The organism is Nocardia sp. NPDC003693 (assembly GCF_053981095.1).
Genome location: NZ_JBSFNO010000019.1, coordinates 61,861 through 87,867 on the forward strand (window position 1 = coordinate 61,861; position 26,007 = coordinate 87,867).

General features: G+C 70.0%; 14 protein-coding genes and 1 tRNA gene. 5 read left to right on the forward strand and 10 right to left on the reverse strand.

The features are described from left to right. Nucleotides 1–26: 26 nt before the first annotated feature. Nucleotides 27–9,356, reverse strand: coding sequence for a fatty acid synthase subunit beta domain-containing protein (locus ACWDOP_RS21500; RefSeq protein WP_456346488.1), 9,330 nt, complete (start codon nucleotides 9,354–9,356; stop codon nucleotides 27–29). A gap of 389 nt (nucleotides 9,357–9,745) precedes the next feature. On the opposite strand from ACWDOP_RS21500, the gene ACWDOP_RS21505 reads away from it, so the two are divergent. The 3 genes from ACWDOP_RS21505 (at nucleotide 9,746) to ACWDOP_RS21515 (ending at nucleotide 12,499) form a co-directional block, all read left to right on the forward strand. After that, nucleotides 9,746–9,827, forward strand: a tRNA-Leu gene (locus tag ACWDOP_RS21505). 286 nt (nucleotides 9,828–10,113) lie between these two features. After that, a complete protein-coding gene (locus ACWDOP_RS21510; protein ID WP_456346489.1) occupies nucleotides 10,114–11,253 on the forward strand; it encodes an esterase-like activity of phytase family protein in 1,140 nt (379 codons plus the stop codon). Between the two features lie 304 nt (nucleotides 11,254–11,557). Next, nucleotides 11,558–12,499 carry an alpha/beta hydrolase gene (locus ACWDOP_RS21515; protein WP_456346490.1) on the forward strand — a complete coding sequence of 314 codons (942 nt, stop codon included), beginning with the start codon at nucleotides 11,558–11,560 and terminating at the stop codon, nucleotides 12,497–12,499. 103 nt (nucleotides 12,500–12,602) lie between these two features. Here the strand turns inward: ACWDOP_RS21515 and ACWDOP_RS21520 are convergent, their stop codons facing one another. The 3 genes from ACWDOP_RS21520 to ACWDOP_RS21530 form a co-directional block, all read right to left on the reverse strand. Continuing rightward, complete coding sequence (locus ACWDOP_RS21520) at nucleotides 12,603–13,229, reverse strand: TetR/AcrR family transcriptional regulator (protein ID WP_456346491.1); 627 nt, start codon at nucleotides 13,227–13,229, stop codon at nucleotides 12,603–12,605. Nucleotides 13,230–13,307: 78 nt separating this feature from the next. After that, the gene (locus ACWDOP_RS21525; RefSeq protein ID WP_456346492.1) at nucleotides 13,308–13,922 is read right to left on the reverse strand and encodes a TetR/AcrR family transcriptional regulator; all 615 of its coding nucleotides are present in this window, start codon (nucleotides 13,920–13,922) and stop codon (nucleotides 13,308–13,310) included. A 100-nt stretch (nucleotides 13,923–14,022) separates the two neighbouring features. Beyond that, nucleotides 14,023–14,307, reverse strand: coding sequence for a hypothetical protein (locus tag ACWDOP_RS21530; protein ID WP_454207359.1), 285 nt, complete (start codon nucleotides 14,305–14,307; stop codon nucleotides 14,023–14,025). 131 nt (nucleotides 14,308–14,438) lie between these two features. Between ACWDOP_RS21530 and ACWDOP_RS21535 the strand changes: the two genes are divergently transcribed. Further along, the gene (locus ACWDOP_RS21535) at nucleotides 14,439–15,251 is read left to right on the forward strand and encodes a class I SAM-dependent methyltransferase (RefSeq protein ID WP_456346493.1); all 813 of its coding nucleotides are present in this window, start codon (nucleotides 14,439–14,441) and stop codon (nucleotides 15,249–15,251) included. Between the two features lie 47 nt (nucleotides 15,252–15,298). On the opposite strand, the gene ACWDOP_RS21540 is transcribed toward ACWDOP_RS21535, so the two are convergent. Further along, entirely contained in the window at nucleotides 15,299–16,348 is a 1,050-nt protein-coding gene (locus ACWDOP_RS21540; RefSeq protein WP_456346548.1) for an alpha/beta hydrolase, read from the reverse strand. 318 nt (nucleotides 16,349–16,666) lie between these two features. On the opposite strand from ACWDOP_RS21540, the gene ACWDOP_RS21545 reads away from it, so the two are divergent. Next, nucleotides 16,667–17,440, forward strand: coding sequence for a DUF1460 domain-containing protein (locus ACWDOP_RS21545; protein ID WP_456346549.1), 774 nt, complete (start codon nucleotides 16,667–16,669; stop codon nucleotides 17,438–17,440). A 150-nt stretch (nucleotides 17,441–17,590) separates the two neighbouring features. Here the strand turns inward: ACWDOP_RS21545 and ACWDOP_RS21550 are convergent, their stop codons facing one another. The 5 genes from ACWDOP_RS21550 to prpD all read right to left on the reverse strand — a co-directional run bounded on the left by ACWDOP_RS21550 (nucleotide 17,591) and on the right by prpD (nucleotide 25,900). After that, nucleotides 17,591–18,679 carry an NAD(P)-dependent alcohol dehydrogenase gene (locus ACWDOP_RS21550; protein WP_456346494.1) on the reverse strand — a complete coding sequence of 363 codons (1,089 nt, stop codon included), beginning with the start codon at nucleotides 18,677–18,679 and terminating at the stop codon, nucleotides 17,591–17,593. Nucleotides 18,680–18,807: 128 nt separating this feature from the next. Beyond that, nucleotides 18,808–22,197 carry a pyruvate carboxylase gene (locus ACWDOP_RS21555; RefSeq protein ID WP_456346495.1) on the reverse strand — a complete coding sequence of 1,130 codons (3,390 nt, stop codon included), beginning with the start codon at nucleotides 22,195–22,197 and terminating at the stop codon, nucleotides 18,808–18,810. Between the two features lie 111 nt (nucleotides 22,198–22,308). After that, entirely contained in the window at nucleotides 22,309–23,460 is a 1,152-nt protein-coding gene (locus ACWDOP_RS21560) for a bifunctional 2-methylcitrate synthase/citrate synthase (RefSeq protein ID WP_456346496.1), read from the reverse strand. 23 nt (nucleotides 23,461–23,483) lie between these two features. Continuing rightward, the gene (gene prpB, locus ACWDOP_RS21565) at nucleotides 23,484–24,398 is read right to left on the reverse strand and encodes a methylisocitrate lyase (RefSeq protein ID WP_456346497.1); all 915 of its coding nucleotides are present in this window, start codon (nucleotides 24,396–24,398) and stop codon (nucleotides 23,484–23,486) included. Further along, entirely contained in the window at nucleotides 24,398–25,900 is a 1,503-nt protein-coding gene (gene prpD, locus ACWDOP_RS21570; protein WP_456346498.1) for a 2-methylcitrate dehydratase PrpD, read from the reverse strand. The genes prpB and prpD overlap by 1 nt, the downstream gene beginning before the upstream one ends. Nucleotides 25,901–26,007: the final 107 nt, after the last annotated feature.

A 26,007-nucleotide genomic window follows, 5' to 3' on the forward strand; every position in this document is an offset into this window, starting at 1 on the left:
CCGCTACCGGCGGGGCGGGCCGGGGGTTACCGGCAGGCCGGGCCGGGCGGGACGGCGACATAGGTTGCGTCGCTGCCCAAACGGGCCTGGGGCGAGAGCAGCAGATCGGCCTCGAGCTGGCGCGACTGCTTGGCCGGGGTGCCGTCGCCGCCGAGGCGGCGGTCGGCGGGACGCTCGTACAGCGGGGCGCCGCCGCACATGGCCTCGGTGATCCGCTGGCGGCCGGCGAGCTGACGCTCCTGGGCGCGGCGCTGGTACTCCTCGCGCTTGTCCGGGTCGATGGCGGCCACGAACGCCTGCGGGTGCACGATCGCCACCAGGCCCGAGACGTGTCCGAAGCCGAGCGAGGTGACCAGACCGGCCTTGAGCGGGAAGCGATCTCCCAGGTCCAGGGCCTCACGCACCCACACCAGGTGCGGGTAGGCGCGCATCTTCTCGTCCACGCAGTCCAGGCTGCGGTTGGGCGGGATGACGCCCTGTTCCAGCACCTGGCACAGGCCGATCATCTGGAACGCCGCCGCGCCGCCCTTCGCGTGACCGGTGAGGGTCTTCTGCGAAATCACGAACAGCGGAGCGCCTTCCGAGCGGCCTATGGCCGTCGCGAGCCGCTCGTGCAGCTCGGACTCGTTGGGATCGTTGGCGGCGGTGGAGGTGTCGTGCTTGGAGATCACCGCGATCTCGTCCGGCGACACGCCCAGCTTGCCGAGTTCCTTGGCCAGCTTGGACTCCGGGCCGCCGCGGCCCGCGCCCAGCGCGCCCAGGCCGGGCGCCGGGATGGAGGTGTGCACGCCGTCGGCGAAGGACTGGGCGTAGGCCACGACGCCGAGCACCGGCAGGCCCATCTCCAGCGCGACGCTGCCGCGGGCGAGCAATACCGTTCCGCCGCCCTGGGATTCGACGAAGCCGCCGCGACGGCGATCGTTGGCCCGGGAGAAGTAGCGGTCGCTGATGCCCTTGGCGGACATGACGGCCGAGTCCGCGGTGGCGGACATGTCGCCGAAGCCCACGATGCCCTCGATGCCGAGGTCGTCGTAGCCGCCGGCCACGACCAGATCGGCCTTGCCGAGCCGGATCTTGTCCGCGCCCTCCTCGACCGAGACCGCCGCCGTGGCGCAGGCCGCGACCGGGTGGATCATGCCGCCGTAGGACCCGACGTAGCTCTGCACCACGTGTGCGAGAGCGACGTTCGGCAGCGCCTCCTGCAGGATGTCGTTGGCGCGCGGCTCACCGAGCAGGTTGTCGATGTACAGCGAGCGCATCGAGGACATGCCGCCCATGCCGGTGCCCTGGGTGTTGGCGACCATGGCCGGGTGCACCCAGCTCATGAGCTCGGCCGGGCTGAAGCCGGAGCCGAGGAACGCGTCCACGGTGCAGACGATGTTCCACAGCGCGACCCGGTCGACCGAGGCCGCCATGTCGGCGGAGATGCCGAAGCGGGTCGGATCCCAGCCGGTGGGGATCTGGCCGCCGACGAAGCGCGAGAGCTTGGTCTTGCGCGGGACGCGAATCTCGGTGCCCGCCTTGCGGGTCACCTGCCAGTCGCCCGACCCCTCGACGGGGGTGATGACGGTCTGCTCGGGGCTGGAGGCGTGGAACGCCCGCGCCTCGGCCTCGCTGTTCACGACGAAGGTCAGGTCCTTGTCGAGGAAGATCGAGGTGAGCAGCGGCACCGTGTTGTCGATCATGGCGCCGTCGTCGCCGTAGCGGCGCACGCCGCAGCGCTCGACCACGGTGTCGTGGTACTTCTCGGCCAGCTCGGATTCGGCGACGTAGTCACCGGATTCGGCGTCGTACCAGCCCGGCTTGGGATCGTTCTCCCAGGTGACCAGACCGGTGGTCCAGGCCAGTTCGAGCACGCCCGCGGCCGAGAGCTGGTCCGAGACCTCCATTTCGAAGCGGGTGCGCGCCGAACCGTAGGGTCCGAGCTCGCCCGCGCCGACGATGACGACCATGTCGTCGAGGTCGGCGGTGACCGTGCCCCATTCGGGGACGGGCAGCTTCGAGCTCAGGGTCGGCGGGGCGGGCAGGGCCGAAATGGTCGCGGCGGCATCCTCTTCGGCGTCCGCGTCGACGGCTTCGGCCTGCTCGCGGGCTTCCTTGGCCAGGGCGGGCAGGTCCAGCTTGGCGCGCGCCAGACCACCGGTGAGGTCGATCTGCTGCGGTCCGGTCGCGGTGACGATGCGGGCCCGCGAGGTGCACCACTTGAGCAGCTCGTCGGCCATCTCGGCGGTGGACCAGGTGTGCACGCCGGCCTTCTCCACGGCCTCGACCAGCGGGTCGTTGCCGCCCATGAGGCCGGTGCCGCGCACCCAGCCGATCAGCGCGTGCACCAGGGTGACGCGCTCGGCCCAGGACTTCTCCGCGCGCCACTTGGCGACCACGGCGTCGAGCGCGGCCTTGGACTCGCCGTACGCGCCGTCACCGCCGAACATGCCGCGGTTGGGCGAACCCGGAAGCACCACATGCAGTTTCGCGTCCACGTTGTGGTCCGCGCCGACCTTGGACAGCCCGCCGATGAGGCGCTCGACCGACCAGAGCAGGACCCGCATCTCCATTTCGGCGCGGGCGCCGGCGTCGGCCAGGTCACCGGCGACGCGGGGCGCGGCGAAGGGCAGCAGCAGCGACGGGATCATCGCTTCCTTGACCAGCACCTTGGCGCCACCGGCGTTGTCGACCTGCTCGTTGCCGATCCACTCGACGAGCGCGTCGACATCGCTGTAGGAGGCCATGTTCGCGGGCACGACCCACAGGGTCGCGCCGTTGCGGGCGTGCTCGCGGTACAGCTTCTTGTAGAAGCCGATCCGATCGTCGTTGAGCGAGGAGGTGGTGGCGATGACCGTCGCGCCGCCGGCCAGCAGGCGCCCGGCCGCGGCCGCGGCGATGGAACCCTTGCTGGCGCCGGTGATCACGGCGATGTCGGAGGACCACACGCCCGGCTCTTCGACGGTGACGGCGGCCTCGGCGATCCGGCCGTAGACCCCGGCCAGCACCGAGCGGGCCTCGCTCTTGGCGCGCTCGCGCCACCAGTTCGCCTGGGCGGCAACGGCGGAGCCGGCGCCGAGGTAGCCCTCGACGTCGAGGTCGGCGGCGTCGGCGTCCACGCCCAGCCACAGCCGGGCCAGATCCTCGCGGGCGCTGGCCCAGCGATCGTCGATGAGCAGCGCCTTCTTGGCGTCGAACGCGGGGGCCACCAGACGCGGCCAGTCCGTGCCCAATTCGGCCGAGACCAGATCGACGAGGGTGTCGTCGGAGGCTTCGGGCGCGGAGATCTGCTCGGCCAGGCCGAGCTGCTCCAGGATGACCCGGGCGGTGGTGGCGAGCACACCGGTGTTGCCGGTGATCTGCTCGGTGAATTCACCCAGGGCGGCGGCGTCGACCGTCGCGCCCCCGCCGCCACCGGCGGACGGCATGGATACCGCGATCCCGCGGCGCGCGGCGACGGCCTGCACGGCGGCGTCGATGGCCGCGTCGACGGACGCGCCGTCGTTGAGCCCGCCGGTGACGAGCCCGCCCATGTCCCCGCCGCGCACGCTGGCGCCCTCGCGGGTGCCGAGCGAGACCTCGGCGGTGACGTGGCTGACCCAGCCGTCACCCAGATCCCAGACCTTCTTGACGCGCTCGCCGATGGCGGCGGGCCGCTTGCCGGAGGGGCCGAAGACCTTGCGCAGGTGATCGCCGATGGCGTCGGTCAGCACCGAGCCGAACGGCTTGTAGGTGCGGGCCAGGCGCTCGACGGTGGCGGACAGCGCGCCCATGTCGGCGTCGGCCGCACCGTCGATGGCGCCGAGCGAGAGTTCCGCGCCGAGGTCGACCAGGAGCTGGTTGCGCCGCGAGGAGACGCCGTCGCACAGGCCCTCGATGGTGTCCACCGGACCGATCTGGTCCATGCGCAGCTTGGTCCACAGCGCGATGAGCACGCGGGTGGCGTCGGCGGCGCCGAAGGCGATGTCGTCCGGACGCGGGCCACCGGAGGACACCGGGGCGGCGGCCGGCGCGGCGGCGACGGGAGCGCTTGCGGTGGAAGCGGTCTCGGCGGGCGTCTCCTCCGGCTCGTCGACCGGCGCGGGATCGGTGTCGGTGGCGTAGACGATGCCGGACTCGCGCTCGATGTTGAGCACCTCGACCACGGTGTTCGAGAAGCCCGGCAGCTTCAGGGTGTTGGAGGCCAGGTTGGCGGTGGTCGGGGTGGCGGCCAGGCCGACCTCGACGAACCGCTCGACGCCCAGACCGCCGTGCTCGACGTCGGTGAAGAGCAGATCCTGGGTCTCGATCCAGCGCACGGGGCTGGCGAACTGCCAGGCCAGCAGCTCCACGAGCACCACGCGGCACAGTTCGACGGGCTTGGCGGCCCAGTCGTCCCACGCGGCGAGCACCTCGGCGAGCGGCTCGGAGGGCACCAGATCCGCGATCTCCTGGATGAATTCGCGCTCGAGGCTGAACGGGCGCGGCACCAGGTTCGGGATGTAGCGGCCGACCAGTACCTCCGGGTGCAGGTCCTCGGGCAGCAGGCCCTGCAGCTTGGTGCGGAAGTCCGGGACGCCCGCGCGCAGCACGGTGGAGTGGAAGGGCACGTCGATGCCCGGGATCAGGATGTAGGCGCGCTTGCCGCCGGTGATGGCGCGCAGGCGTTCGATCTCGGCCTCGAGGGCGTCGAGGCCGGCGACCGTGCCCGCGATGGCGTACTGGGCGCCGCGCAGGTTGAGGTTCACCACCTCGAGGAACTCGCCGGAGGCTTCGCCGATGCCGTTGATGAAGTCGACGACCTCGTGGTCGGCGACGCCGATCTGCGAGGGCCGGATGGCGGCCATCCGATAGTCGCTCAGGCCCTGGGCATTACGCGGGACCAGCTCGTGCATGGCCGAACCGCGCTGGAACACCACCTCGAGCACCGCGTGCAGCGGCAGCACCCCGGCGACGGCCGAGAGCGCGTTGTACTCGCCGACCGAGTGACCGGCCAGCATGGCGCCCTCGATGAAGACGCCCGCCTCGCGGAGTTCGGCGACCTGCGCGACACCGAGGGTCGCCATGGCGACCTGGGTGAACTGGGTCAGGTGCAGCACGCCCTGCGGGTGCCGGTACTCCACGCCCCGCGCCTTGAGGTAGGTCGGGTTGTCGCGCACGACGGCGAGAATCGAGAAGCCGAGGGCCTCGCGGGTGTGCTTGTCGGCGTCGTCCCAGACCGCCTTGGCGGCCTTGCAGCGGGTGCGCGCGTCCAGACCCATCCCCTTGGTCTGAATGCCCTGGCCCGGGAAGGCGTAGACGGTCTTGGGCGGGGCGACGCGACCGGTGGCGGTCATGACCAGATCGCCCTCGATGCGGCAGGAGACCTCGATGACCTCCGCGCCCTGATCCACGGCGACGCGTTCCACGCGCACGTCGATCTGCGCGCCGAGCCGGACCATGCCCAGGAAGCGCGTGGTCCACGCGGTCAGCGTGCGCGGGGGCACCTTGTCCGCGAGGTCGACGGCCGAGACCGCGTGCTGGGCGGCGGCCGAGAGCCACATGCCGTGCACGATCGGGCTGCCCAGACCGGCCAGCTTGGCGGCGGAGTCGCTGGTGTGGATGGGGTTGAAGTCGCCGGAGACCTGTGCAAAGGCGGCCATGGCGCGCGGGGCGACCAGGGTGACGTCGCGCCGGCGGCGGCGCGGGGTGTCCTTCGCCTGCTCCGAGAGCACGCCGGCGGCGCGCGGCGGATCGGCGAGTTCGCCGGCGCCGGTGCGGCCGCGGATGGCGAAGCGCTCGGTGAGGGTGGCGACGATCGGCATCGACATGCCGGTCTCGGGCTTGTCGAGCATGCCGGAGATGCGCACGCGCACCTCCACGACCCGGCCCATGTCGGTGTCGATGGTTTCGGCGGCTTCGGCCTTGACGGCGAGAACGCTTGCCGCGGAAGGCAGTTCGCCGTTGAGCTGGATCCGGTGATCCAGGTGCACCAGGTCGAGCATGCCCTCGATGACGCTGCGGTCGTCGGCGGTGCGGGTGGCGCCGAGCACCGCGAAGACGGCGGGCCAGCACGCGCCGACCAGCACGTCGGGCACGGTGCGGCCGAGGGTGCTCAGCCCGTCGGGCAGGCCGGAGCCGGTGACGCCGGCGTGATCGGCGATCAGGTCCGGGCTCCAGGCCACGTTCAGGTGCGCGACCTTCGCTCCGTCGACGGTCTTGACCTCGGGCAGCGACTGCCCGGCGGCCACGGCCAGCAGCGCCGACATGGCCACGTCGGCGTCGGCCTCGGTGATGACCGGCGCGCCGCCGTTGTAGACGGTGACCGGCACGGTGATGCGGATCCGGACGGCGTCGCGGCCGAGCAGCGGCACCGCCAATTCGACGTAGGAGTGGTCGGATTCGGGTCCGGTGACCGGGGTCAGGGTGGCGCCGGTGGACGCGTGGTGCGCGCCCTGTTCGGTGGTGACCCAGTCGTTCAGGTCGCCGAGGCGGTGGATCGGGTTGACGGTCGTGCGGCCGGACCACTGCACGTCCGGGGCGGCCAGCACGATGTCGATCGCGCCCGCGGTGACATCGGCGCGGCGGCGGCCGTCGACCGCGGCCGGGACGACGCCCGCGCGAACCAGGGAGTACGCGGTGTCCTGTTCGAAACGGTCGAGCAGTTCGCCGACCGGCTCGTCCACGCGGGTGATGCCGGCGACGGCAACGGTGCCGGGGATGACGCACACCTGATCGGCGGAGTAGCGCGGATCATGGGCCTGCCACAGCGAATCCGAGCGCCACCAGCGGCGCACGTCGCCGTCCACGACGGGCACGAAGTTGACCGGCTTGCCGGGGGTCTTGCAGAGCGAGACGAAGAACGGGACGTCCGCCGGGTGCAGCACGGTGGTCGCGACGGCCGGGTACGCCTCCTTGAGGGTGCACAGCGCGCGCACCGGCTCCTCGAAGGCGGAGTCGTCGGCGAACAGGGTCGCGATCTCGCCGCGATCGGCCGGGTTGAGCCGGGATTCGGTGCGGCGCATCATGTCCGCGAAGCGGGCGCGCCAGGTGATGTCGAGCCAGACCGAGGCGGTGGCGTCGCTGATGGCATCGCCGAAGTCGCCGCCGCAGTCGAAGTCCCTGCGCCGGTCCAGGCCGACCGCGAGCTCGACGTAGCGCTCGAGCCATTCGGTGTAGGTCATGGTGCCGACGTCGCCGAAGTACGGCTTGGCGGTGCCGTTGAGCGCGGTGATGATCTCCTCACGGCGGGCGGCCACGGCCTCGGCGTCGCCGGCGACCTCGTCGAGCAGGCGGCCGGTGCGCGAGGCGGAGTTGTCGATCTCGTGGATGTCCGCGCCCAATTGGCTGCGGCCCGAAGCCATTCCGCCCGCGGCGGTGCCCGCGCCGACCCAGTCCGGGGTGCCGGGGGTGTCGACGAGCAGCTGCTTGACCTCGGGGGCGGTGGTGGCCTCGAGGGTCGCCATGGCGGCGGTGCCGATCAGCACGCCGTCCAGCGGCATGACCGGGTAGCCGTAGCTCTTGGACCAGGCGCCGGTGAGGTACTCGGTGGCGCGCTCGGGGGTGCCGATGCCGCCGCCGACGCAGACGATCACGTTGGCGCGGCTGCGCAGTTCGGCGTAGGTGTCGATGAGCAGGTCGTCGAGGTCTTCCCAGGAGTGGTGGCCACCGGCCTTACCACCCTCGATGTGCATGATGACCGCGTAATCCGGTGCGGCGTCCGCGATTCGGAGCACGGCGCGGATCTGGGCGACGGTGCCGGGCTTGAAGGCGACATGGGTGATGCCGACCTCGCTGAGCTCCTCGATGAGGGCGACGGCCTCGTCCAGCTCGGGAATGCCGGCGGTGACGATGACGCCGTCGAACGGCGCGCCCGCGGCCCGGGACTTCTGCACCAGGCGCTTGCCGCCGAGCTGCAGCTTCCACAGGTACGGGTCCAGGAACAGCGAGTTGAACTGCACCGAGCGGCCCGGGTGCAGCAGCTGCTTCAGTTCGGTGACGCGGTCGGCGAAGATCTGCTCGGTGACCTGACCGCCGCCGGCGAGCTCGGCCCAGTGGCCCGCGTTGGCCGCGGCCGCAACGATTTTGGCGTCCACCGTGGTCGGGGTCATGCCCGCGAGCAGGATGGGCGAGCGGCCGGTGAGGCGGGTGAAGGCGGTCTCGACCACGACGCGGCCGTTGGGCAGGCGCACCGGCTTGGGCGCGAACTCGGACCAGGCGGGGGCGACCTCGGGGGCCGCGCCGGGGGTGAACAGGCTGCGCTGGCCCGGGCGGGTGGAGGCGGCGACCACGCCGACGCCGGTGCCCTTGAGCGAGCCCGCGGTGAGGCGGGTCAGCAGGTCGCCGGGGCCCAGGTCCAGGATCCACTGCGCGCCGTCGGCGACGGTGGTGTCGACGATGGTGACCCAGTCGATCGGGTCGACCAGGACCTCCTGGGTGAGAGCGGCGGCCAGTTCGGCGTCGAGGCCGCACTGCTCGGCCCAGCCGCGCACGACGTCCACGGTCTCGCCGAGGGCGGGATGGTGGAACGCGGCCTCGACCGGGATGTCCTCGAAGACGGGGGCGAAGACCGCGCCGCCGCGCTTCTTGCCCTCGCGCTCGGCGGCCTGCTCGTCGTGAATTTCGGTGCAGCGCTGACGGACTCGGTCGAGTTGGGCGACCGGGCCACTGAGCACCGCGCGGCGGCGGCCGTTGCGGATGGACAGCACGGCGGCCTTGGACTCGTCCACGCCGAGCGCGAGCTCGTCGACGACGGCCTGCAGCTGTTCGGGATCGACGTTGGAGACCGCGACCATCGGGGAACGCTCACCGATGGGCATGAGGCCGCGGCGGCGGGCGACCAGACCCGCGGCGGCGCCGATCAGCTGGGCGATGGCGAGCAGTTCGGCATCGCGACGGCCGTGCGCCTCGGCGGCGGTGGCGGCGATGCGGCCCTGGGAGTGGCCGATGACCGCGGCCGGCGGCTGGGCGACGATGTCCAGGCCCTGCAGGCGCAGCGCGCGCAGGGCGGCGATCTGGGTGAGGAAGACACCGGGCATGGAGACCGCGGCCGAGCGCAGCACCTGCGCTGTGGGCGCCGCCGACACCTCCCCCTGGTCCGGGTCGGCGAGCTCTTCCTCGAGCATCCAGGCAATCGGGTCGAAACCGACCGGGCGGACCACGAGCAGCTGCGCCGCAACGGGTTCGAGCGCCTGCGCCGCCTCGTTGACGAGCGCGGTCAGCTCGGGCTCGAGCGCGGAATCGCGCCCGATCTCCTCCAGTTCGGTGAGCCAGGCGGCGCCCTGGCCACCGAAGGCCAACGCGTACGGGGCGCCCGCCAGCAACCGATCGAGCAGTGACGACCTGACTCCGCTTTCCCGACTCTTCCCCGCAAGCCTGGCCTTGGATCCGGTTCCGGTGCTCTCGTTGATCGTCAAGACGTTCGACTTCCTTCTCCTGGCGGCCCGCCCCCACAGGACTGGGCCGCGCTCACGGTGCGCAGGTGTTCCTCCGGCCTACTGGCCCTGGTAGATGGCGAGGATTCCACAAAATCATGAGGATCTCCTCATGTTTGGTCGCGGGCCTCCGGCGTACTCCCGGGTATTTCGGGACGGACGTACCAGAACATTCAGAAACATGACCCTCCCTCATGTTTGAAGGCGCTGGTGAGGCCGGTTACATCGGTGAAGGAAATATGAGGGCCCCTCACATTGGCGGTTACCAAATCGTTATAAGCCCAGGTAGGGTTACCGACCAGTACGCCACGCCCGCCCGGTGCTTCTGGTTCCTCGCGAGGCCCGGTAGAGTTTGGACGGTCGTACCGTTAGCGCGAGTGGCGAAATTGGCATACGCGCCAGATTTAGGTTCTGGTGTCCACGGACGTGCGGGTTCAAGTCCCGCCTCGCGCACTTCAAGATCCCGGCAAATCGCCCACCCCGGCGACGCCGGGATTTTGCGTTTCAGAAGGTTGCCAGGCAGTTCCTCAGCGCCGCAGTAACTATCGAGCAACCCTCGCGCGTTCGGGCGGAACCGCGGCGGCCGGCTCCGGGCGGTGCGGCATCATGCCACGGCCTCGACGGGCCGCCCCGGCGTTTCCCGGCGCGAAGTCGTTGAGCGGGACGGGATCTGGCAGGCGGGGCCCGCTGTGGTCACGCTGACGGCGCACAGTCCCCTCTCCGCAAAGGCTCTCGAACGATGAAGTTCCCCCGCACCGGTACCGTTCTGCTCGCCGCCGTCTCGGGCGTCGGGCTCGCGATCGCTCCCGTCGCCGAGCCCGCGCCCGCCGCGGCCGACCTCGGCGGCCTCGGCGTGCGCTACGTCAACTCGGTGACGCTGCCCGACGATCTGAGCTTCGGCGGGTTCCCGGTGGGCGGACTGTCCGGCCTCGACTACAGCCCCGCCGCGCGAAGCTATCTGGCCGTCAGCGACAACCGCGGCGAGCAGGGGCCGGTGCGGGCCTACACCCTCGAGCTGCCGATCGGCGCGGACGGCATGCTGGGTCAGCCACGCTTCGACACCCTGATTCAGTTGCGCGACAACGATGGCCGGCCGTACGCGCCGCGCGCGGCGGACACCGAGTCGATTCGCTGGCTGCCGACGCAACAGGGCTTCTATTACACGAGCGAGGGCGAGGCCAAGACCGGCCGCCCGGGTTTCCTGCGGCAGGCGGCCATGGACGGGTCCTTCGTGCGCGACCTGCCCGTCCCGGCCGCTTTCACCCCGGAACTGGACGATGCGGGCGCGCCGGTCGCGGGTATCCGCGACAACCTCGGATTCGAGGCCATGGCACCGTCGTTCGACAACACCGCACTGGTCGCGGTCAGCGAGAACGCGCTCGTGCAGGACGGTCCGGCCGCCGGCACGGAGCTGGAGAGCCGGGCGCGGCTGGTGCAGATCCAGGTCGCCACCGGCGCCGATCTCGCCGAGTACATCTATCCCACCGACCGGGTCGCACCCGGGGCGATACCGTCCGCCGCCGGTGTCGCGGAGATCCTCCCGCTCGATGCCGGCCGATTCCTGACCCTGGAGCGCGGCTACGACCCGCGTACCGGCTTCACCGCCCGCATCTACGAAACCTCGGTCGCCGGTGCGGATCCGGTGACCGGCCTGGCGGTCGCGCCCGCCACCGCCCGCGCGATGAGCAAGAAGCTGCTGTTCGATTTCACCGCCAACGGCATAGACCCGCAGTGCGCCGAGGGCATGACCTGGGGACCCGCCCTGCGCGGCGGTGCCCGCTCCCTGATCCTGGTGTCGGACAACAACTTCGGGCTGGCGGGCAAGACCGCGTTCCACCTGCTGGCGGTCGAGAGCGGCGGTATCAGCACAGGCAGCTGAGCGTGGACGGCGACGCGGTCGCCGGAAACCGGTTGGCTCGGTCCGAAGTACACGCGGCTCGGCGGCGGGGACCGGGCAGGGCGGGTGCGGGCGGGGTAAACCGGGTGGGCGATGACCACGGTCCGGGGTGGAGCCGGGCGCCGCTGACCACACCGGCGCGCCACTCGGCCGCGCAAACATGAGCAACCGGCTCGGGGCCGCGCGTGGAGCTGTCATCGACGCAGCTCAGCGTGGCTTTCGAGCATCGGCGACCGGAACGCGGACGCGAGTTGTCACCCGACCGAATCGGCTCGACGCTGAGGGCATGGAGTATCGCGAATACCTGAAATTCGTTCCGGCGCGGTTCGTGTCGGACCCGTTCCTCGAGCCGGTGTCCACCTGGTGGGAGTGGCGGGGCCGCCGCGTCCACGTGGCGCGGACCGTCGACCCGCACGCGCCCGTGCGGGTCCTGGCGATTCACGGCGGGGGCGGGCACGCGGGCCTGCTCTGGCCGCTGGCCGCGCAGGCGGGACCGGCGGGCGCGGAGGTGCTCGCCATCGACCTGCCGCTGTACGGGGACACGGTCGAGCCGCGCCCGCGCTCGGTGCGGTACGGCGACTGGGTGGAGCTGCTGTGCGAATTCGCCAGGGAGCAGGCGGCATCGGATCCGCGGCCGCTGGTGGTGTTCGGGGCGAGCATGGGCGGCATGCTGGCCTACGAGGTGGCGGCCCGGACCGGAGTGGTGGCGCACGTCGTGGCGACCTGCCTGCTCGATCCCGCGGACCCGGCCGCCCGGCGGGCCGCCGCGCGCTGGTCGTTCACCGGCCCGTTCGCGCCCGCCCTGCTGGGCGCGGTGGAACCGGTGCTGGGCGGGGTGCGGGTCCCGATCCGGTGGCTGGTCGACATGCGCAACATGAGCCTGGACCCCGCCCTGACACGGCTGTGCGCGCACGATCCCCGCGGCGGCGGGGTCCGGGTGCCACTGGGGTTCCTGTCGAGCTTCCTCCGATACCGCCACACCGCACCGGAGCTGTTCGCGAAAACCCCTGTCACCCTGGTACATCCCGCCGAGGATCGCTGGACGCCGCCGGAACTGAGCGCTCGCTTCCTCGAAAAGCTCACCGTGCCTACCGAACTCGTACTCCTCGACGGCTGCGGCCACTTCCCCGTCGAGGAGCCCGGCATCGATCAGCTGGCCGATGCCCTGCGCGGGGTCCTCGCGGCGGTGCGCTCGCCCGCCTCGGGTTCTACACGGACCATCGACTGACCGGAACTGCCGGTCGATGACGGCTCACCCGCCTCGCCGGACCGCTCACGTCGAGCGTCGGGCACCGAGTTCTCCGGCTGCGAGCCGTCCGATCGAAATCAGTTCACCGAGCGCTCGTTTCGGCGGATCCGGGGCGCCGGGGCGGGTCACCGAGTAGCCGGTACACCAGGTCCATCAGCTGGTCGGTGTCCACGGAACGGTGGATCAGGACGCGGTGCAGGTGGGTGTCGAGGCCGTGCACCACGGTCCGGGCGGTCAGCGCCGGGTCGGGACCGCCGCGGCCGCAGCGCGTCAGGTGGTCGGCGACCTCGTCGGCGAGGTGTTCCTCGAACGCGCGCAGCTCCGCCAGTTCCAGCATGTCGCGCGGGGCGACGCGGTGCATGAGCGCGTGCAGGACCGGCCGATCACGGTGCAGTTCGACGACGGTGTCCAGGATCGTCCGCAGGGTCTGCTCGAAAGGCGGTTCCGTTCGGCGCAATTCGGCGAACACCACCTCCAGCCGGGCCGCGCCGTCGCGCAGGTGGCGTTCGGCGAGCGCGCGCAGCAGCGCGTGCTTGTCCGGAAAGTATTGGTAGAGCGTGCCGATCGAGACGCCGGCCCGTTCCGCGATCCGGTTGGTCGTCGCCGCCAGCCCCTCGCGCGAGGACATCTGCGCGGCAGCTTCCAGCACGATCTCCACCGTCTCGCGGGACCGGCGCTGCCGGGGTGCCCGGCGTCGGACTTCGGTCATCTCCCCACGGTAAACCGTTCGAACCCCGCACGGTGGGCCGTGCCGGTGCGCGTGGACACCGGGCGACGACCCGACCGATCACGCGGGATCGCGCCGGTCGTCCAGGTAGTGCCGCAGCACGGCGGCGAGCAGTTCGACCCGGGGCGCGTCCGCGTCGGACAGCGGGCGCAAGGCGGTGTGGATGGCGTCGCCGTCGAAGAACGTGCTCACCAGCGAATCCAGGGCGGACAGCTGCTCGGGGGTGAGCCCGCGCAGCGCCGGGATGGTCGCGCCGTTGGTCCGGGGTAGCGGCGAGTAGGCCGCTCGTACCGCTCGAAGTCGTTCGCGCAGTGCGGAATCCGTCCGGGCGGCGACGGTCAGTTCCAGCCAGACGGCGTTGAGCGGATCGTGTGCGACCGTGCGCCACCGCGCGAGCACCTCGCCGATGTCGCCGTAGTCGGGCAACTCCTCCATCCCGGTGGCGAGTTGCTCCATCCGCCGCCTGCCGACCTCTTCGGCCGTGGCGGCGACCAGATCCGCGAGGGTGTCGAAACGGCCGAAGAGTCCGCCGTGCGACACCCCCGCGCGCCGGCAGACTTCCTTGACGGTGACCCCCGTGTATCCGGCCTCGACGATCGTCAGAATGGTCGCGTCGATGAGCAATCGGCTCGTTTCGGCCCGCCGCTCGGCCTGCGTGCGCCGAGTCCCCGCCACGTGCTTCCCTCTCCGCCGAGCCTCACCCGCGGGGTCGAATTCCGTTCCGCGGGTCCGCTCCGGTGCGATGACCGCGGCCACCGCACCGGCTGCGCGTACATCAATGTCCCTGTCGCACAGGCTCGTTCGCACTGCGGTGCGCGCGCTGACGACGCCACTCCAGCGCGAGGACGACCCCGCCCGCCAGGAAGAGCAGGACGCTGGCCACGCCCGCGATCACGGCCCAGCCCCCGAATCCGTAACCGCCGGCGACCAGGGTGAGGCCGAGGCCGAGTATGCCCAGGCCGATCAGCACGATTCCGACGATGTTGACACCGTCCTCGATGCCCTCGCCGGCGTGTTTGCGCGGGGTCCGCGCGATGCGCTGCTGCCAACTCTGCGTCATGACACCTCCTCGCGCGCCGATTCGGCACGCTCCGATTCATCCCTGTTCCGGCACTACCCCCCGATTCGGGATCGAATCCCCCGGCCATAAACACCTGGCCGTGTAAGGTCACCCTAAGTTAGTCTTCGATCATGGGTGAACAGGTGTCGCTGGGTGCGATCCAAGAAACACTGTTGATTCCGCTGTACGGCCGCGCACAGGACGCGCGGCGGCGGCCGAGCGTCCTGAACGACCGGCGCGCGATCGAGCTCGTCGAGGCCATCGACTACGACTTCACCGGTTTCCGCGGCCCCTCGCTGTCCGGCTCGGTGTTGCGCGCCTCCATCTTCGACGAATACGTGCGCGGGTTCCTGCGCGAGCACCCCGAGGGCACCGTCGTCGACCTCGGCTGTGGTCTCTCGACCCGATTCGACCGGCTGGACAACGGCCGGTTGCGCTGGTTCGACCTCGACGTCGAGGACACGATGTCCTTGCGGCGCAGATTCTTCCAGGACGGCGACCGCTACACCATGATCGCCGGGTCGCTGTTCGACACCGACTGGTTCGAGCGGGTCACCGAGCGCGGCGGACCGCTGTTCCTGCTGAGCGAGGCCGTGCTGCTCTACTTCCCGGCCGAGCGCGTGCACGCGGTGCTACGCCAGCTCGCTACCCGATTCCCTTCCACTCCACTGGCTTTCGATACCGGCGGGCAGCTCATGATGAAGAGCCAGGACCGCAATCCGGTCTTCCAGGCGGTCACCGCGCGCATGCAGTGGGTCTGCGACGATCCGGCCACCCTGCAACAGCACGGTCTGCGCCTGCAGGATTCGCGCACTTTCGCCCAGCCGCAGCCGGCCGTGGCCCGCGACTGGCCGTTCAAATACCGTGCCGTGGCCAAGCTCTTCGGCTGGGCGCCCCCGGTCACCACCTACAAGCTCAACCTGTTCACCACCGACCCGGCCTGAGAGCCGAGACCGGCCCCGGCGGCGATACGCGCCGGGGCCGTGTCCGGCTAGACGCCGAGCCCGCGCGCGAGCACCGGCCAGGACGCGACCAGTTCGTCGTCCCAGTAACCCCAGGAATGGGTGCCGTAGGGCCGCAGCACGACGGTGGCCGCGATACCGAGTTCGTCCAGCCGCTCGCCCATGCTCCGGGTGCACTGGTCGGTGGCGGCCTCGATGATGCCGCCCACCAGCAGCTGATTCGCCAGCGCGCCGACGCCCGTGCCGACCATGCGGCGGTCGCCGACCCGGTCGTACGGCCCGGGCAGGCCGTTGCCGCTGGACAGGTAGAGCTCGATTCCGCGCAGCCCCTCCGCGTTCAGGTACGGATCATTGGCGATCCAGTGCGGATCCTCCGAACCGCCGTACATGTTCGCCGCGTCGCTGCCGCTGTAGCCGACGGTGAGCCGCACGAACGCCTGCCCGATGGGATCGGAGATCCGGGCGCAGCCGCTGTAGGCGGCCACCGCGCTGTAGAGGCCGGGCTTGGCGATCGGCAGTTGCAGCACCGAGGTGCCGGACATCGACACGCCCGCGATGGCGTTCACACCGTTCGAGCCCAGGGCCGCGTTCATGAGCGGCGGCAGTTCCTCGGTCAGGTAGGTCTTCCACTTGACCACGCCCAGGCGCGGATCGGGTGAGCGCCAGTCGGTGTAGTACGACCCGGCGCCGCCGATCGGCTGCACCACGTTGATGCTCTTGTCCGCCAGGAACTCCTCCGCGCGCGTCTGGTGATCCCAGGTGCCGATGCCGATGCCGCCGCTGCCGCCGTTGAGCAGGTACAGGATCGGGCGCGGCACGGTGGTGTCGGCCGGGCGCTGCACCTCGACGGTGAGTTCGGTGTCCATGGCGACCGAGTACACGGTGAACACCAGGTGCCGGTCCTGCTCGGTCCGCGACCGCACGACGTACGACCCGTTGGGCGCGACGACGGCGCCGGGTGGGGCGACCGCGGCGGGTGGCGCGTCCGGCTCACTCGGTTCCGGGGCGGCGGTACACAGGGCCGACGGCAGGAGAACGGTGAGAATGCCTGCGGCAATCAGCGCCGCCGCGGCGCGCATGGACGAGCGAGAAAACACCTGCTGGGCCTACTTCTTCCGCACCGCTGCCGCGTGCTCGCAGCGGCGTTCAACTTCTGATCAGCTGGAACGACGCCCGCACCCTACGACAGATTCGGCGGGTATGGGTGTGCGAAGTCTGGCACCCGTTGATAAACGGCAGGTTTCCAAATCCTGACAGTGCGGTTGGTTCTGCTCCGGCGGAGTCTTACTCCCCTGCGGCGCGCCGCTCCGGGTTACGGTGGAGGGCGTCTGCTCACCGATCGATCGTTCCGTGGAGGCGATTTGCGCGTCATCGCTCGCATACTGCTCGTGGTGCTGATGCTGGCCGGTGGCGCCGGTCTGATGGGTCCGGCGGCGGTCGCCGCGCCGGTGAATCCGGCCATCGACGAAGTCAGCGCGAGCGAGATCGACCAGCTGCTGGCCGTGCGTCGCGACGCGCCCGCCGGCATCGGCAAGGGCGAGTTGATCGAGCTGCTGTCCGCGCGCTTCCTCGGCACGCCGTACGGCGCGAACATGCTCGTCGGATCGGCGGACCGGCCCGAGGAGCTGATCGTCGACCTGCGCCGGGTGGACTGCTTCACCTTCCTCGATTACGTCGAGGCGCTCACACGGTCGACGACCCGCGCGGAGTTCGTCGCCAATCTCGTCGACACCCGGTACGCCGGCGGCGAAGTCGCGTTCGCCAAGCGCAAGCACTTCTTCACCGACTGGGCGAACACGCCCCGGATCGCGGCCACCGACATCACCGGGACCCTGTCCCCCGCCGCGGTCAGCGTGCCGAAGCGGCTGAACGTCAAGGGCGATGGCGGTTCCTATCTGCCCGGTCTGCCCGCCGTAGACCGTGCGATCACCTACATCCCGGCGGGCGCGGTGAACGACGCGGTCGTCTCGCAGCTGCGCACCGGTGATTATGTCGCTGCCTACGCTGATCTGCCGGGCCTCGATGTCACGCACGTGGGCATTTTCGTGCGGACCCCGAACGGCCCGGTCTTCCGCAACGCGAGTTCGCTGGCCGCGTACCAGGTGGTGGATACGCCGTTCGCCGAGTACGTCGGCACCACCCCGGGGCTCGTGGTCCTGCGCCCGCAGTGAGTGGGCGCCCATCCATCACGTGGCAGTGATGGGGGCGGCGGGACCGGCGGGTAGCCGCGAAGCGACATCGGTGAAAGATCGAGGGCCGCACCGGTTACCGGTGCGGCCCTGGATCGGCCTAGTGCCCGGCGATCACGCCGGGCCCGCGATTCACAGCACCAGGATCGGCTTGATGGTCGTGCCCGCGTGGGCGTCGTGCAGCGCGGTGTTGATCTCGTCGAACGCGTAGCGCCGGGAGATCTTCTCGATCGGGAACTTGCCCGCCCGATGCCATTCGATCAGCTGCGGGATGAATTCCTGCGGGTCGCAGCTGCCTTCGATGCAGCCGCGCACGGCCTTGCCGTTGCCGATGAGATGGCCGATCTCGAAGTCCATCGTGGCCTCGCCCAGTCCGACCAGCACGAGGGTGCCGCGCGGGGCCAGCGCCAGCAGCGCCTTGGCGATGACCGGATTGGCCGCGGTGGTGTCCAGGGCGAAGGTCGCGCCGCCGCCGGTAGCCGCCTGGATCTGGGCCACGACGTCCTCGGCCGCGCCGTCGATGGTCGCCGCCGCCCCGAGTTCCTTTGCCAGGGTGAGCCTTTCGGCCGACAGATCGACCGCGACCACGTTCTCGACCCCGAGCGCCCGCGCGGCCAGCAGCGCGGACATGCCGACCCCGCCGACCCCGAAGATCACGATGGACTCGTGTGCGGCCGGCCGCATGACGTTCGCGACCGCGCCCGCACCGGTCTGCACACCGCAGCCGAACGGGGAGCTGGCGACGAGATCGACGTCGCCGTCCACCACGACCACGCTGCGTCGCGAGACCAGCGCATGGGTCGCGAAGCTGGACTGCCCGAAGAACACCCCCATCACCCGCTCCCCGTCCTGGCTCAGCGGTGAGGTGAAGTCGGAGCGCCCGCCCGAGGTGTTGCGCACCACGAAGTTCTCGCAGTAGGACGGCACACCCGCGGCGCACTGCCCGCAGTCCCCGCAGCTGCTGTAGGTCAGCAGCACGTGGTCGCCGACCTTGACGTCGTCGACGCCCGACCCGACCTGTTCGACGATGCCGGCCCCCTCGTGCCCGAGCACGATCGGCAGCTCCGCCGGAAACACGCTCTTGGTCACCAGGTCCGTATGGCATACCCCGCTCGCGACGATCCGCACCAGCACCTCGTCGGCGCGCGGCTCCTCGAGGGTGACGGCTTCGAGCCCGAGCGGGGCCTGCGCCCCGCGCGCAACCGCGGCTGTGATGTCCACCGGGACACTTCCCTTCCCAAGGTCGGCGAAGCGACTCTCACGCCGATTCACCTGCACCCTAGGCGACCGGGAGCGGTATTTCTAGAACCTGTTTCAGTTGGTGGACACGTGCCTTGACAGCTGCCCGGTCAGCTCCCCGAAAGCACCAGCAACAGATCACCGCCGTCGACCTGCTGAACCCTGCCGATCGCCACGCGATCGACCACGCCCGCGTGCGGTGCGGTGATCGCGGCCTCCATCTTCATGGCCTCGATGGTGGCCACGGTGTCGCCGGCCTCGACGCGGTCGCTCTGGGACACCGCGACGGTCACCACACCGGAGAAGGGGGCGGCCAGTTGGGCGGGGTCGGCGGGGTCGGCCTTCTCGGCGAGAGGGACCTGCTGGGCGAGGGAGCGGTCGCGGACCTGGACCTGGCGGAGCTGGCCGTTGAGGAGGCAGACGACGGTGCGCAGGCCGCGGTCGTCGGGCTCGGAGACGGCTTCGAGGTTGATCAGGAGGGTGACGCCCTTGTCGAGCTGGACGCGGTGTTCCTCGTCGTGGCGCAGGCCGTAGAAGAACTGGTTGGCGGACAGGGCGGAGATGTCGCCGTACTTCTCGCGGTGCGCGAGGAACTCGGCGGTCGGCCCGGGGAAGAGCAGGCGGTTGAGGGTGGCGCGGCGTTCGGGGGATGTGCCGTTCAGGCCCGCTTCGTCCTCGGGGGTGAGCGGGGTTTCCGGCTTGGCCGCGCCGCGTCCGGCCAGGGCGCGGATCCGGAACGGCTCGGGCCAGCCACCGGCCGGGGTGCCGAGTTCCCCGCGCAGGAAACCGATCACCGAATCGGGGACGTCGAAACGCGCGGGGTCCGCGGCGAAGTCGTCGATCTCGACGTTCTTGCCGACGAGGGCGAGGGCGAGGTCGCCGACGACCTTGGAGGACGGGGTCACCTTGACCAGACGGCCCAGGAGCCGGTCCGCCGCAGCGTATTTCGCCTCCACCTCCTCGAACTGATCGCCCAAGCCCAGCGCGATGGCCTGCTGGCGCAGATTCGAGAGCTGACCACCGGGAATCTCGTGGGTGTACACGCGACCGGTCGGACCCGGAAGTCCGGACTCGAAGGGCGCGTACACCTTTCGCAGCGCCTCCCAGTACGGCTCGAGGTCGCACACGTTCTGCAGGTTCAGGCCGGTGTCGTACGGGGAGTTCGCGGTCGCGGCCACGATCGCCGACAGCGCGGGCTGGCTGGTGGTTCCGGCCATCGGCGCCGACGCACCATCGACGGCGTCCGCACCCGCCTGCCACGCCGCGAGGTAGGTCGCGAGCTGACCACCCGGGGTGTCGTGGGTGTGCACATGCACCGGCAGATCGAACTCCCGGCGCAACGCAGTCACGAGCGTCGTCGCCGCGGGCGCGCGCAGCAGGCCCGCCATGTCCTTGATGCCGATGACGTGCGCACCGGCTTCCACGATCTGCTCGGCCAGTTTCAGGTAGTAGTCGAGGGTGTACAGATCCTCGTTCGGGTTCGACAGGTCACCGGTGTACGAGAGCGCGACTTCGGCCAGCGTGGTGCCGGTTTCGCGCACCGCGTCGATCGCCGGGCGCATCTGGTCGACGTTGTTGAGGGCGTCGAAGATGCGGAAGATGTCGATACCGGTGGCCGCGGCCTCGGAAACGAATGCGCGCGTTACTTTTTCGGGGTAGGGCGTGTAGCCGACGGTGTTGCGCCCGCGCAGCAGCATCTGCAGGTTGATGTTCGGCACCGCCTCGCGCAGCGCGGCAAGACGCTCCCACGGATCCTCGTACAGGAACCGCAAAGCCACGTCATAGGTTGCGCCGCCCCAGCATTCGATGGACAGCAGCTCCGGCGTCATGCGCGCCACGTGCCCCGCGACCGCGAGCAGCCCGCTGGTCCGGACCCGCGTCGCGAGCAGCGACTGGTGCGCGTCGCGGAAGGTGGTGTCGGTGACGGCGAGGGCCTTCTGCTCGCGCAGCGCGCGGGCGAACCCCTCCGGTCCGAGCTCGAGGAGCCGATCCCGCGATCCGGCGGGCGGCGGCACCGTCATGTCGAGGGCGGGCAGCTTGTCGTGCGGGTACACCGTGGTCGGGCGCGGACCGTGCGGCTTGTTGACGGTGACGTCGGCCAGGTAGTCCAGAATCTTCGAGGCGCGATCGGCCGATGTGCGCTTGGTGCGCAGTTCGGGCCGCTCGTCGATGAACGAGGTGGTGACGCGGCCGGCCTGGAAGTCCGGGTCGTCCAGAACAGCCTGCAGGAAGCCGATATTGGTGGCGAGACCGCGAATGCGGAACTCGGTCACGGCCCGGCGGGCGCGGGCGACCGCGGTGGTGAAATCGCGTCCGCGGCAGGTGAGCTTGACCAGCATGGAGTCGAAGTACGCGCCGACCTCGGCGCCGACGTTCGCACCGCCGTCCAGGCGCACGCCCGCGCCACCCGGCGAGCGGTACCCGGTGATACGACCGGTGTCGGGCCGGAACCCGTTGGCCGGATCCTCGGTCGTGATACGGCACTGCAACGCCGCACCGCGAATGACGATCGAGTCCTGGCTCAGGCCCAGATCTTGCAGGGACTCCCCCGCCGCGATCCGCATCTGCGACTGCACCAGATCCACATCGGTGATCTCCTCGGTCACCGTGTGCTCCACCTGAATACGCGGATTCATCTCGATGAACACATGGTTCCCGCGCTCATCGAGCAGGAACTCCACGGTCCCCGCGCAGCTGTACCCGATCTGCTTCGCGAACGCGACCGCGTCCGCACAGATCTTGTCCCGCAGTTCGGGATCCAGGTTCGGGGCCGGGGCGAGCTCGATCACCTTCTGGTGGCGGCGCTGCAGCGAGCAATCGCGCTCGTAGAGGTGAATGACATTGCCGTGCGTATCGGCCAGGATCTGCACCTCGATATGGCGAGGATTGATCACCGCCTGCTCCAGGAACACGGTGGGATCACCGAACGCCGACTCCGCCTCGCGCGCGGCCGCCTCGATCGACTCACGCAGCAGCGCGGGATCATCGACCCGGCGCATACCACGCCCGCCGCCGCCGGCCACGGCCTTGACGAAGACCGGGAACTCCATCGACTCCGATGCCCGCACGAGCTCGTCGACATCGGCGGACGGCGGGCACGAGGCGAGCACCGGCAGCCCGGCGGCCTTGGCCGCGGCGATGGCCGTCGCCTTGTTACCGGTCCATTCGAGAATCTCCGCCGACGGCCCGATGAAGGTGATTCCGGCCTCCGCGCACGCGGCCGCCAGCGCGGGGTTCTCCGACAGGAAGCCGTATCCGGGATACACCGCGTCCGCGCCCGAACGCTGTGCCGCCGCGATGATCTCGTCCACCGACAGGTACGCGCGAACCGGGTGCCCGACCTCGCCGATCTCGTACGATTCGTCGGCCTTGAGCCGGTGCGGGGAATTGCGGTCCTCGTACGGGAAGACCGCGACGGTGTTCACGCCGAGTTCGTACGCGGCCCGGAACGCGCGAATGGCGATCTCGCCGCGATTGGCCACCAGCACTTTGGAGAACATACGTGGATCTACCTCATGAGTCGGAGAATCTCGAATGCGTTATGTCGCAGGGAAAAACGGTGGACGGCCCGCGCGGGTGTGCGCGGGCCGTCCCGGTTCCGGACGTCGATATCAGGCGACGACGGAACGCTGTGGCACGCCGACGTATTCACTCAGCGGACGGATCAGCGCGTTGGATTCACCCTGTTCGATGATGTGCGCGGTCCAGCCGGTGATACGACTCATCACGAAGATGGGCGTGAACACCTCGATGTCGAAGCCCAGCAGGTAATACGCCGGGCCCGTGGGGAAGTCGAGGTTCGGCTTGATGCCGGTGGCCTCGGTCATGGTCTTCTCGAGGATCTCGTACATCTCGACCCACTTCGCGCCGTCGGTGACGGCGGCGACGTCCAGGAAGGCCTGCTTCATGGTCGGAACCCGCGAATCACCGTTCTTGTAGACCCGGTGGCCGAAGCCCATGACCTTTTCCTTCTTGGCCAGCTTGTTCCGCATCCACTCCTCGGCCAGGGCCGGATCGCCGATCTCGATCATGTCGTGCATGACCGCCTCGTTGGCGCCGCCGTGCAGCGGGCCCTTGAGCGCTCCGATGGCGGCGGTGACCGCGCTGTAGATGTCCGACAGGGTGGAGGTGACCACCCGGGCGGCGAAGGTGGAGGCGTTGAAGCTGTGCTCGGCGTAGAGGATCAGCGAGACCTCGAACGCCTTGACCAGTTCGGGCGCGGGCACCTTCCCGAAGCACATGTTCAGGAAGTTCTCCGCGAAGCCCAGGTGCGAGTGCGGAGCGATGGGCTCGAGTCCGTGCCGCTTGCGATGGTCGGCGGCCACGATGGTGGGCAGCACGGCCATCATGCGAAGCGCCTTGGCGCGGTTGGCCTTCGGCGAGTTGTCCCACTCGTCGGGGTCTTCCGCACCGAGCCAGCTGATGGCGGTACGGACCACGTCCATCGGATGGCAGTTGTCGGGCATCTTGGCGACGAGCGACAGCAGCGAGCGGTCCACCCGCCGAGATGCCCGTTCCTGCTGCAGGAACTGCGACAGCTGGGTGTCATTGGGCAGTTCGCCGTACCACAGCAGGTAGGCGACCTGTTCGAAACTGCAGTTGGCCGCCAGATCCTGCACCGCGTAGCCGCGGTAGGTCAGCGAGTTGGTTTCCGGCACCACCTTGGAGACCGAGGTGGTGTCGACGACGACGCCGGCGAGACCCTTGTATATGGTCTGAATCGCGGTCTCCGGCCCACCCGCCGCCCGACCACCGCCCCCCATCGAATCGCTCCGCGATACGGCACTCATTGGTTCCTCCCCAGAGTGAAATTGAAGATATCCGTGTCGAATTCGTTGTATCGCTCGTACTGCAGGAGCTCGTAGAGACGGCTGCGATGCTGCATCTTGTCCAGGAGTCCCGCTTGTGTTCCCTGCGCATAGATTTCACGCAGTCCCGCCTCGGCCGCGAACATGGCCAGGCGAAGTGTGGTGACCGGGTAGATGACCGCGTTGTACCCGATCGACTCGAGTACCTCGGCCGCGAGCAATTCGGACTTGCCGAACTCGGTTATGTTGGCCAGCAAGGGAATCGAGACCGCGGACCGGAACTTCTCGAATTCCGCCGGGGTGTGCAGCGCCTCGGTGAAGATGAGGTCCGCGCCGGCGTCGGCGTACGCCTTGGCCCGGTCGATCGCCGCGTCGATGCCCTCGATGCCCGCGGCGTCGGTGCGCGCGCAGATCACGAAGTTCGGATCCCGGCGCGCGGCGACGGCCGCGCTCAACCGCCGGACCATGTCCGCGGTCGGGACCACGGCCTTGCCGTCGAGATGGCCACAGCGCTTGGGATTGACCTGATCCTCCAGGTGCAGTCCCGCGATCCCGGCGTCCTCCACGACGGTGACCGTGCGCGCCGCGCTCATGGGCTCACCGAAACCGGTGTCGGCGTCGATGAGCACCGGCAGATCGGTGACCCGGGCGATCTGCTGTCCGCGCCCGGCGACCTCGGTGAGGGTGGTGAGGCCGATGTCGGGCAGTCCCAGGTCGGCCGAGAGGACGGCGCCCGAGACGTAGACGCCTTCGAAGCCGATCTCTTGAATCAGCTTGGCCACCAACGGATTGAAGGCTCCGGGGAAGCGCTGGATGCGTCCCGAGGTCAGTCCGGCCTTGAAGGCCGCGCGCTTGTCGGCGGCGGAGGTGGTGGCGGCGAGGAGGCCGGTCATCAGAAGAGACCCTTCGGGGACTGGGGCGCGCGGGCGAGCACGTCTGCCGAGACGACGAAGTTCAGCTCGGAGAGCTCTGCGGCAGACAGCTCGCCCGCGCGCTGGACCACTTCGAGGAAGCGGTCCTGCTCTGCGGGGGCGATGACGCCCTCGGCGAGGGTACGGAATTTGGCGATGTACTGGTCGCGGGCGAAGGGCCGCGCGCCCAGCGGATGTGCGTCGGCGACGGCCAGCTCGTCCACGATGACCTCGCCGCTCTTCAGCGTCACCTCGGCGCGCGCGCCGAAGGCCTTCTCGTTCGGGTCGATCGAGTGGTAGCGGCGGGTCCACTCCGCGTCCTCGGCGGTAGAGATCTTGTTCCACAGTTCGACGGTGTCGGGCCGCTGCGCGCGCTCGGGGGCGTAGGAGCGCTCGTGGTGCCACTCGCCGTCCTGCAGCGCGACCGCGAAGATGTACATGATCGAGTGGTCGAGGGTCTCGCGAGAAGCCTTGGGGTCGAACTTCTGCGGGTCGTTGGAACCGGTGCCGATCACGTAGTGGGTGTGGTGGCTGGTGTGCAGCACGATCGAGGCGATCTGGCTCAGGTCGCCGATCCGCTCACGCAGGCGGAACGCCAGGTCGATCGGAGCCTGCGACTGGTACTCGGCCGAGTGCTCCTTGGTGTAGGTGTCCAGGATGCCGCGCTTGGCCTCGCCCGGGCCGGGCAGCGGCACGGTGTATTCCTTGTTCGGGCCGCCGAGCAGCCACGCGATGACGCCGTCCTCGCCCTCCCAGATGGGCGAGGGCGCGCCCTCGCCGCGCAGCGCGCGGTCCACGGCCTCGACGGCCATCTTGCCCGCGAACGCCGGGGCGTAGGCCTTCCAGCTGGAGATCTCGCCCTTACGGGACTGACGGGTGGCGGTGGTGGTGTGCAGCGCCTGGCCGACGGCCTGGTAGATGGTCTCGGTGTCCAGGCCGAGCAGGGTGCCGATGCCGGCGGCCGCCGAGGGGCCGAGGTGGGCGACATGGTCGATCTTGTGCTCGTGCAGGCAGATTCCCTTGACCAGGTCGACCTGGATCTCGTAACCCGTTGCCAGACCGCGGATCAGGTCGCGGCCGCTGCGGCCGGTGTGCTGCGCGACGGCCAGGATCGAGGGGATGTTGTCGCCCGGGTGCGAGTACTCCGCGGCCAGGAAGGTGTCGTGGAAGTCGAGTTCGCGGACCGCGACGCCGTTGGCCCAGGCGGCCCACTCCGGGGAGAAGGTGCCCTCGATGCCGAAGACGGTCGCGCCGGGGGTGTAGGCGTGGCGCTGCGCCTGGGCGCGGGCGTTGGCCACAGGGCGTCGGGTGACCGAGGCGGCGGCCACGGCGGCATTGTCGATGATCCGGTTGACGATCATCTCCTCGGTCTCCGGAGCAACCTCCACGGCATCCGCGGCGACCTCGGCGATACGCCAGGCCAGGTGCTCCGCACGCGGGAAGGCTTCCGCGGAGCGGTGGGTGCGGACGAGATGGTTCTTCACGGGCCGGGACCTCCTGGGCACGGATTCGGATCGAGTTCATCGGTACTTTTCGCACGCTACACAGCGCCGTAGAAGCCGGAAATACCCCGCAAATGCCTATTTTTGCG